Below are 9002 nucleotides of genomic sequence, written 5' to 3' on the forward strand. Positions count from 1 at the left end.
AAATCCGAACATACCTCCCAGAGGCGCCAGCATTTCAGCCAGGTGCGGATCCTGCGTATCTGCACCTGCGCTGTCAGAAGCAACGCCTTCCGGCAGGTCGGTCCCCGTCGACCGGTAGAGCTCCACGCGGTTGAAGGGCACAGCACTGGTGGCCATATCCAGAAGCCATGGATTTCCCGGTGCAGGACAGGCGATGGACAACGGGTTCGTCCCGTGGAACCGCTCTGCCCCGTCGTGCAGGCGCACGAAACTGTCACTGTTGCAGGTGACGAGGGCCAGCATGCCCCGTTCAGCGGCGCGCATCGCATAGGCACCCGCAGGTCCGAAATGCGATGACCGGGTAATGCCCACCGCGCCGATCCCCGCTTCTGACGCCAGATCACAGGCGTGATCCGTCGCGGCATAGGTCGCGCGTGCGCCCTGGGCATTGTCGCCATCCAGCATGCCCGAACCGGCCCGTGTTCGGGTGAAGAGAAGCTTCGGTGATTTGTTCAGGCGGCCGCCCTGCAGAGCCCTGGTATAATGGCCCAGCAGGCGCACCCCGTGGCTGTCAACACCGTGGACAGACCCGTGAAGCATTGAACCGGTGCAGTCACGGGCGGTTTCTGGATCCGCCCCGATGGCAGTCAGAACTTCGCGGCAGAACCGGGCTAAGTCATCAACCTGAACAGGTTTTGCCATCTCTTTCCTAGCGGTAGATAAGTGTCGGCAACCACATCGTGATGCCCGGAATGAAGGTCACCAGTAACAGGACGGCCACCAGTGGAATCAGAAAGGGTGCTGTACCGACGACGCATTGTTCGAAAGGTATCTTTGCAACCCTTGCAAGAACGTACAGCACCATACCCACCGGAGGCGTCAGAAGTCCCAGCATCAGGTTCAGAACCATGATCACGCCAAAATGCACCGGATCGATACCCAAAGTCACTGCAATGGGAAGCAGCACGGGAACCATGATGGTGATCGCCGCCACAGTCTCCATGAAACAACCGACGGCCAGCAGGATCAGGTTTATCAGCAGCAGAATTACCCAGGGACGGTCGGAAATCGCGAGCAGGCCGGCAGCAAACTGTTCCGGCACGCGGTTGGATGTGAGGATCCAGGCAAAAATCGCAGCAGCCCCCACCACCAGCAGGACCACAGCCGTTGTTTCGATCGTATCAAAACTGACACGCAGGAACCGGGGCAGCGACAGGGTGCGGTACACGACAAGCCCCAGAAAAAGTGCCCAGGCGCAGGCCGCCACAGCAGCCTCCGTCGGGGTGAATGCTCCGGAGAGAATGCCGCCCACGATGATGACAGGGGTCAGAAGCGACAGAAAAGCCCGCTGGAATGTGGACCACAGGACCGACCAGTAAAATGCCTGATCGCGCCCGAACCCTTTGCGCCGGGCCATAACAGCAATCATGATCATCAAGGCTCCCGCCATCATCAGTCCGGGGATGAACCCCGCGACAAACAACTGCCCGATACTGGCCCCCGCGACGACGCCGTAGATCACCATTGGCAGAGATGGCGGAATAATCGGCCCGATGGTGGAAGATGCCGCCGTGATGCCCACGGCGAATTTTGCATCGTATTTTGCATCCCGCATCGCCTTGATCTCTATAGCGCCAAGGCCACCTGCGTCCGCGACCGCAGCACCGGACATTCCGGCAAAAATCACGGATGCCCCGACATTCACATGACCAAGGCCCCCTTTCATCCAGCCGACGAGCGCCAGGGCGAAGTTGAAAATGCGTTCCGTAATGCCGGCTGTGTTCATCAGGTTGCCGGCCAGAATGAAAAACGGAACAGCCAGCAGAGGGAAACTGTCCACGCCGTTGATCATCCGGTGGGCCACTACCATCGGCGGGGGCGAGCCATTGAACACAATGAAAATCGCCGATGACGCGGCCAGAGCAACCGCCACCGGCATGCCGAAAACCAGAAGACCGGCCAGCATCACAAAAAGCCAGATAATATCCACTGTGGCCTGCTCCTAATCGATGGCGCGGATCTGGTCCGCATGTAACTCAGGGTCAATCAGTTTGCTGGTACCGCTGCGCAGGTGGCGCCACATGTTCCAGCCGGAACAGAGCGCCATACAGAAAAATGCAGCGGCAACGATCCAGTAAACCGTCGATTTCGGAATATCCAGGGACACCATCATCTGTCCTGTGCGCCCTGCTATCTGCGCACTGAAGACGCCGAGCATGATGAAAAAGCCGGTCGTCAGCAAATCAATCACAGTCTGGGCAATGCGCCGCCCGGTGCGCGGGATCCATCGGTAAATGAATTCAACCGCGATATGGCTCTGCTTTCGGGTCGCCATGACCGACCCGATAAACGTAACGCCAATCAGCAGAAACCGGGCGATTTCTTCTGTCCAGGCGATGGAGTCGTTTAAGATATATCTCGTAAAAAACTGAAGAAAGACAATGAAGGCCAGAACCCAGAAAATGATCAGAACCAGTGCGTCGTCCCAGCGCTGATCGGAAAGATCAATCTTATCTTCTTCGAGAGTGATCGGTGCCGTCGCAGTCTGGTCAGACTGGTTTTGCCTGCTCATGGCGTATCCTCAGAAATAAGAGTGCAGGCGGGCTCGCGGCCCGCCTGCAAAAGTATAAAAGGCCGGTTTACTTGATTGCCTGCAAACGGTCGTATGTCGCCTGATCCCAGGTGGCCATTTCGCCGTTATGCATCGCCTTTACCGCATCGATGAACGGCGCGCGGTCCACTTCGTTTACCTGCACACCTTCACCGCGGAACCATTCGGCCAGTTCGCCTTCGGCTTTGATGATTGCATCCGTGGCGCAGACAGCGGTCTCTTTGGTCACCTCAGCCAGGGCGGCCTGATCCGCGGCCTCCATCGCATCCCAGGCGGGCCCGCCAACGATCGTTAGCAGAGCATCCGTGATGTGCCCGGTCAGGTTGATGTTGGTCTGTACCTCGTAGAACTTTTTGGCCTGGATCGTCGGCAGAGGATTTTCCTGAGCATCGACCGTGCCCTGCTGCAGCGCCAGATAAACTTCGGCAAAAGCTATAGGTGCCGGGTTGGCGCCCGTAGCTTCGGGGAACATCATATAGAGCGGGGCATTCGGGACGCGGATTTTCAACCCGTCCATATCGGCCGGTGTCATAATCGGCTTGTTGGATGTGACATGGCGCGCACCATAGTATGTCATCGCCGTGATATGGTGGCCGGTGGCATCTGTGTACCCCTGCGACAACTCACCAAAGAGGTCGGAATTGCGGAATTTGTCCCAGTGATCCCAGTCGCGGAACATGAACGGCGCGCCGCCGATCGCGATTGACCCGTAGGAGCGGCCGGCAAACAACTGACCGGTGTAAATGATGTCGACCGTCCCGAAGCCCAGGCCTTCGTTGATGTCGACTTCTTTGCCCAGGGACGACGCGGGAAATACTTCGATCCCATACCGGCCTTCCGTGGCCTCCATCAGCAGGTCGTTCGCGGCCACAGCGCAGGTGTGATATGGTTCGCTGGATTCATAGACATGCGCCCATTTCAGTTTGGTTTCAGCAGATGCCATGGCAGGCAAAAGCCCGAGTGCGGCGATGGCTGATACGGTGGCGAAAAGCATTTTCTTATTGTTCAATTTTCTTCTCCCTATGTTGACGCGGCGATGCCATCAAAGCTGCCGCGTTCTGTGTACAGCCTTGTGCATTATGAGAGATTAGGCAAGCCGGATGAGAGATTTGCTTTTTATGATCTGACGCCGCCGGGCAGCGCGCCTGACGGTCAACCGGTCTCCGGCCTCATGACCAGTCCGCCGGAACCCTACTGCGCCGGAAAGAAAGGAAACCCCGGAACCCGGCACTGATTTTCCGTCCGGGGATCGACATGCTTTCAGACGGGCCGGACGCAGGCTCTGAGGCCGGTGCCGCCGGATCGAAATCTCCTCGCTCGTGTGTGCAACAACACGACGATTCCAGCCGTTCAGGGGGTATTTGTACACTGCCCCGAAATACGCCGCCATGCGTGGCAGGTACCGCGAAGTCCGACGGGCTTCTGACCGTGTTTTCCGCAGATTGTATATGCGCCGGCGGAGTGTTCATCTTTCAGGCAGGGTCCGAAAAGAAAACCGGCATTCAAAGATGCCGCGGACCGATTCAATTTGTTTCGGTCCGGTAATCGGTTAACGTGAGGCTCACATACGCAGAACTGCACACTGTCTGGCTTTGAACCGGACGAACAAACAGGGGAAATCAAATGAGAAGAAAGCATCTGATCACGATTGCAGCGTCACTCGTGGTTTCTGCGCTCAGCTTCACGACTGCCATGGCTGACGTACTCGAAACGATTAAGGAACGCGGCACGCTGATTGTCGGCGTGAAAGCTGACTACAAACCTTATGGATTTCTGGATCCGTCAGGCGCTGTCATCGGTATTGAACCTGATCTTGCCAGGGATGTTGCGGACAAACTGGGTGTGGACGTGGAATACGTGCCGGTTGTCAGCTCAAACCGGATGCAATTTCTGGAACAGGGCAAAATCGATCTGATGATTGCCACCATGACTGACCGGCCTGACCGCCGCGAAGTGGTTCTGATCCCGGATCCTAATTACTATTCCTCAGGCACGAATATTCTCGCGCTCAAAAGCCTCGGACTGACCGAATGGGAAGATCTGCGCGGCAAGCCTGTATGCGGTATTCAGGGGGCTTTCTACAACAAGGCCACATCGCAGAACTTTGGTGCCGAGATTGTGGCGTTCAAAGGCACGGCGGAGGCTTATTCTGCTTTGAAGGCAGGCAATTGTGCGGCTTTCGTTTATGACGACAGCGCGATCGTGGCCAAAACCAACGATCCGGAATGGGCGGATTATGAGATGCCACTTCAGACAATTGACGACGCGCCCTGGGGCCTGGCTGTTGCACTGGGTGAAGAAAACTTTGCGCAGATGATGAGCGATATGATTGTCGACTGGCATAAAACCGGCCGCATTCTTGAGCTCGAGACAAAATGGGGCGTGGAGAACACTCCCTTCGCCAAGGCGATGCACGAAGAATACAAGTAATAAATGCCGGGGCGGGGACTGATCCCCGCCCTCCGGCCGCTTTCCGGGGGCAGCGGATGTGGACTTAATCTTTGACTGGTTTCGCGTCCTGTATCAGGAAACCGGAATAAACCTCCCCTTTCTCTATGATGAATACGACAGAAACCGGATGGTGGACGGCTTTCTGACGACAATCCGGCTGTCACTTGTCTGCCTGTTTTTTTCGGTGATCATCGGTGTGATCGGCGCCTGGCTGCAGGGCTCCGGCTTCAAATGGACCCGCCGTATCGTGAACGGTTATATCCAGCTCTTCCGGAACACACCGCCTTTGGTGCAACTTTATTTTTTTTACTTCGCAATCGGGACGCTGCTTCCGAGAGTAGAAAACGACTGGGGCGGTCAGTCGCCGATCCTGGGCAGTTTTGCCTGGGCGGCGATCTCGCTTTCGTTCTTTGCGGGTGCCTTCAATGTGGAGATTTTTCGCTCCGGGATCGAGGCGGTGCCCAGATCGACCGTAGAAGCCGCCGAGGCACTGGGCTTTTCCAAGCTGCAGATTTACCGGGACATCACACTGCCACTGGCCTTCCGGGTCGTTCTGCCGGCGCTGAACAACAATCTGGTCAACCTGGTCAAGACCACGACGCTTGCCTATGCCATTGCAGTGCCCGAGATGCTTTATGAGGCCAATCAGATCTGGTCAGACAATGTGAACGTCACCGAGATGATGATCTTTTTGCTGCTGGCCTACTTCGTGCTCGTCGGCGTGCTGGTCGGTGCAATGAACCGCTGGGAGCGGGCGATGAAAATTCCGGGGTACGGGTAATGAACTGCAAGACCGATCTGCCCGTTATGCTGCCGGTGAGCAAACCGGAACCTGAACCTTTTTGCGGCCTCAGGGCTTGGCATATCCTGCCTCTTGCCCTGCTGGCCATATTTGGTCCCTCGCTGGCCTTTGCACAGTCGGACGAAGGGGTCCTCAGCCCGCTGGCAGTTCTGATGAACTGGGCGCCGCTGCTGCTGAAGGGGTTTATCTTCAACCTGGTTATCTCGGTCAGCGCCATGGCACTGGGCACTGTTGTAGGCGCAATGCTCGGGCTCGGGCAAATTTCGCTTATCCCGGCGGTACGGGGCGGGTCATGGTTTGTCACGCAGTTTTTCCGTAACGCGCCCTGGCTTGTGCTCTTGTTCTTTGCGATGTTCCTGCTGCCGTTTGAAATTGACCTGTTCGGGCTGAAAATACCTTTCCCCGACTGGCTCAAGGCCATTCTTGGTCTGTCGCTGCCGGTCATGGCCAATGTGTCGGAAATCGTGCGGGGTGCTGTGAATTCCCTGCCCAGCGGGCAGTGGGAGGCCGCAGAGAGCCTCGCCTATACGCGCCTGCAGACACTCTGGCTGATCATCCTTCCGCAGTGCGTGAAGCGGATGCTGCCGCCATGGATGAACCTTTACTCGATCCTGACCATGGCAACGGTGCTGGCGTCGATTGTCGGTGTGTCAGAAGTCATGACACTGACCGGGCAGGCCCTCGCGTCGGAAGGCGGCCGACCCGAGTTACTGGCCCCGTTTTACGGTTTCGTTCTGTTGCTGTTCTTCGTCTACTGCTACCCGATCGCGCGTTTCACAGTGCGGCTGGAAAAGAAATTTGCTGTCATCGGTTGAGGAGACGACATGAGCTGGACACCCGCCGACCCCATGGTTTCTCTGAAGGACGTGCACAAATCCTTTGGTGACCTGAAAGTTCTGAACGGCGTATCGCTGGATGTAATGAAGGGCGATGTGATCTGTATCATCGGGCCGTCAGGATCCGGAAAGTCGACACTGATCCGTTGTGTGAATGCACTCAACGACATTCAGCAGGGCTCGATCCTCGTCGAGGGGCTGGAGGTGAATGACCCGAAGCTGGACAAGCTGGAGCTGCGCAAAAAAGTCGGGATGGTTTTTCAGCAGTATAATCTGTTCCCCCATAAAACAGCTTTGCAGAACGTGATGATGGCCCCTGTGAGGGTGCTCAAACAAGACAAGGCCAAAGCGGAAGCGACCGCACGCGCGCTCATCAAAAAGGTACGGCTCGAAGGCAAGGAAGACGCCTTTCCCGGTGAGTTGTCGGGCGGCCAGCAACAGCGCGTGGCCATCGCGCGCTCTTTGGCGATGCAGCCCGATGTGATCTTGTTTGACGAAGTGACGGCCGCGCTTGATCCGGAAACGGTTGGCGAGGTTTTGCAGACAATTAAAGAACTCGCCGAAGAAGGCATGACGTGTATTCTGGTGACACATGAAATGGCCTTTGCCCGGGAGGTCGCGGATCACATCTATTTCACAGACCGGGGTGTGATCGTGGAACATGGCCCGCCCGCCACGTTCTTTACGAATGCGCAGGATCCCAGGACAAAAGAGTTCCTGAGCCAGATTTTATAGGATTTGAAATTCCGCAGTGCTGTTCAGTCGCGTGGGCATCTTCTTTTGCCGGTCCGCCCGGCTGCCCCGAAGGTTCGACTGAGCAATATCATACTGATGTTGAAGATGCTGCATCCTGTCTGCCCGGTACCCGCCGGACGTTGCGATTGAAAATTTATGTTTGAAAATCCCGGCAACCGGACATCGAAAAATTTTCTCAGCGAAAAACCGGGTATGCGGGGGAGTGCGTCTTCGGGGCCGGCAGCGGCATCGCGCGCGGCGCATCAGACAGACCGCCGAAACACCGCTTCAGAAAGGCGTCCGGCAAAGCTGCGACTGATTTGCGGCGCAGATCCGGAATGGCTTTGTGGAGTTTAACGACGAATGCGACCGGTTGCGTTAAACGCCCGGCTGAACGACGATCCTGGTCTGGTCCAATGCAGAGACCAGTCCTTGCCTTCAGCTCTGGTTTGCACCCCGCATACGCCGGATCCGTTCGCGGATCGCGCGCCAGTTTCCGGCCTCATCCTCATTTCCGGCCTTCCTGAAACGGTTCTCGCGCTGAGCCGCTTCAAACTCTGCTTTGTCGCCGTGCGCGCGATACAAAGCGCCGGCAATCTCCGTGGTTTTGATGACATCCATGTTTTTCTCCTTTGATAGTGCAGGCAGGCGCCGGTCAGGCGCAGCCGTGAACCTCATCGGCACGCGGCGTGATCCTGTGCGGCGTCACGCAGACGTTCCCGGGTCGTCAGGTGACAAAAAGAAGCAGACTTCTCCTCTGCCTGCGGTCCTGTCGCAGGAGAGATCATCCTTCATTACCGCCGATGAAGTATATATTTCCGGGCGCGGAAAATCAAATCTGCTCCCCGGTTTCTGAGAACGGTGAAACGGCTCCGTGCTGCAGGAAAGCGAAAAGCGTCCTGCTTGTTTTGCCGGGTCTGAACCAACCATGAAAACTGCCCTTGCCGCACAGCAGCCGCTCGTGCCGCGCGCCGCAACCGGCGGCCCGGCGCGGGCTTCCACCGACGCTGCGTAACCGCCCTGCGGTCGGGCTGTTCGCCGCCCCCGCCAGTCACAGCCTCACCTGCCCGCTCCGGATGGCAGGGCTGCTCTTGCGTCAAATCCACAGCTTCAAAGGCGCGGGCTTCGATGTCCATCGGCCTGGTGCGGCCCTCAGGGTCGGTACCGGTGATCATCACGGTCGGACAGAGCTTGTCCTCCTGATTTACCCCGCCTGCCCCGGTGTCCGGCCCGGCCCCGGCGGCGGCGTGCGCATGAACCAGTCAAGCGCCGGATCTTCCTTCGGATCGGTCGGGTTTTCCAGTGCGCTCTGGCGCTCGAAATCCTCCGGACGGTCCAGCAGCACGTCACCGGGCGCAGGGGCGTTGGCCTGCGCCCGGCCTTCGCTTTGAGCTTTTGGTGCAGCGATCCCGGCGGCCCTGAGCGTCAGGGCAAGATGCTGGATCTCCTCTGACGCGGCGGAGTGTCTGGAAAAGCTGTCGACGCACCCTTCCCGCCCGGTGCGTTCCAGCTGGCTGCGCAACCAGTTGGCCTGTGTGAAGCGGTCATCGACCAGGCGCTCGCGCGTGTAAAACTGTGGCGCCTCCAG

General features: G+C 57.7%; 10 protein-coding genes. 4 read left to right on the forward strand and 6 right to left on the reverse strand.

Annotated features, from left to right (window positions below; genetic code table 11):
* From Q0M35_RS15175 to Q0M35_RS15190, 4 genes are all read right to left on the reverse strand, one after another.
* Nucleotides 1-681: Ldh family oxidoreductase (locus Q0M35_RS15175; RefSeq protein ID WP_295316774.1), on the reverse strand; the 681-nt coding region annotated here is incomplete at its 3' end.
* A 7-nt stretch (nt 682-688) separates the two neighbouring features.
* Complete coding sequence (locus tag Q0M35_RS15180) at nt 689-1969, reverse strand: TRAP transporter large permease (protein WP_295316776.1); 1281 nt, start codon at nt 1967-1969, stop codon at nt 689-691.
* A 12-nt stretch (nt 1970-1981) separates the two neighbouring features.
* Nucleotides 1982-2551, reverse strand: coding sequence for a TRAP transporter small permease (locus Q0M35_RS15185; RefSeq protein ID WP_295316779.1), 570 nt, complete (start codon nt 2549-2551; stop codon nt 1982-1984).
* Nucleotides 2552-2618: 67 nt separating this feature from the next.
* Complete coding sequence (locus tag Q0M35_RS15190; protein WP_295316781.1) at nt 2619-3599, reverse strand: sialic acid TRAP transporter substrate-binding protein SiaP; 981 nt, start codon at nt 3597-3599, stop codon at nt 2619-2621.
* Between the two features lie 614 nt (nt 3600-4213).
* Here Q0M35_RS15190 and Q0M35_RS15195 point away from each other — a divergent pair.
* Genes Q0M35_RS15195 through Q0M35_RS15210 form a run of 4 tightly spaced genes read left to right on the forward strand, consistent with a single transcriptional unit; the run spans nt 4214 to nt 7414 of the window.
* A complete protein-coding gene (locus tag Q0M35_RS15195; protein ID WP_295316783.1) occupies nt 4214-5020 on the forward strand; it encodes a transporter substrate-binding domain-containing protein in 807 nt (268 codons plus the stop codon).
* A gap of 58 nt (nt 5021-5078) precedes the next feature.
* The gene (locus Q0M35_RS15200; RefSeq protein WP_295316785.1) at nt 5079-5822 is read left to right on the forward strand and encodes an amino acid ABC transporter permease; all 744 of its coding nucleotides are present in this window, start codon (nt 5079-5081) and stop codon (nt 5820-5822) included.
* Nucleotides 5822-6658, forward strand: a complete 837-nt coding sequence (locus Q0M35_RS15205) for an amino acid ABC transporter permease (protein ID WP_295316787.1) — start codon at nt 5822-5824, stop codon at nt 6656-6658. Before Q0M35_RS15200 ends, Q0M35_RS15205 begins: the two co-directional genes overlap by 1 nt.
* Nucleotides 6659-6691: 33 nt before the next feature.
* A complete protein-coding gene (locus tag Q0M35_RS15210; protein WP_366519671.1) occupies nt 6692-7414 on the forward strand; it encodes an amino acid ABC transporter ATP-binding protein in 723 nt (240 codons plus the stop codon).
* Between the two features lie 438 nt (nt 7415-7852).
* On the opposite strand, the gene Q0M35_RS15215 is transcribed toward Q0M35_RS15210, so the two are convergent.
* Together Q0M35_RS15215 and Q0M35_RS15220 are read right to left on the reverse strand one after the other, a co-directional pair.
* Nucleotides 7853-8035, reverse strand: a complete 183-nt coding sequence (locus Q0M35_RS15215) for a hypothetical protein (protein ID WP_295316791.1) — start codon at nt 8033-8035, stop codon at nt 7853-7855.
* A 583-nt stretch (nt 8036-8618) separates the two neighbouring features.
* Nucleotides 8619-9002, reverse strand: a 384-nt coding sequence (locus Q0M35_RS15220) for a hypothetical protein (protein ID WP_295316793.1), incomplete at its 5' end; no start/stop codon positions are given.

Source organism: Roseobacter sp., from assembly GCF_024639605.1.
GTDB lineage: Bacteria > Pseudomonadota > Alphaproteobacteria > Rhodobacterales > Rhodobacteraceae > Roseobacter.

Coding starts and splice junctions, on each gene's coding strand:
- Q0M35_RS15185 (WP_295316779.1), bottom strand. CDS start 2,551: ATGAGCAGGCAAAACCAGTCTGACCAGACTGCGACGGCACCGATCACT.
- Q0M35_RS15215 (WP_295316791.1), bottom strand. CDS start 8,035: ATGGATGTCATCAAAACCACGGAGATTGCCGGCGCTTTGTATCGCGCG.
- Q0M35_RS15195 (WP_295316783.1), top strand. CDS start 4,214: ATGAGAAGAAAGCATCTGATCACGATTGCAGCGTCACTCGTGGTTTCT.
- Q0M35_RS15210 (WP_366519671.1), top strand. CDS start 6,692: ATGGTTTCTCTGAAGGACGTGCACAAATCCTTTGGTGACCTGAAAGTT.
- Q0M35_RS15205 (WP_295316787.1), top strand. CDS start 5,822: ATGAACTGCAAGACCGATCTGCCCGTTATGCTGCCGGTGAGCAAACCG.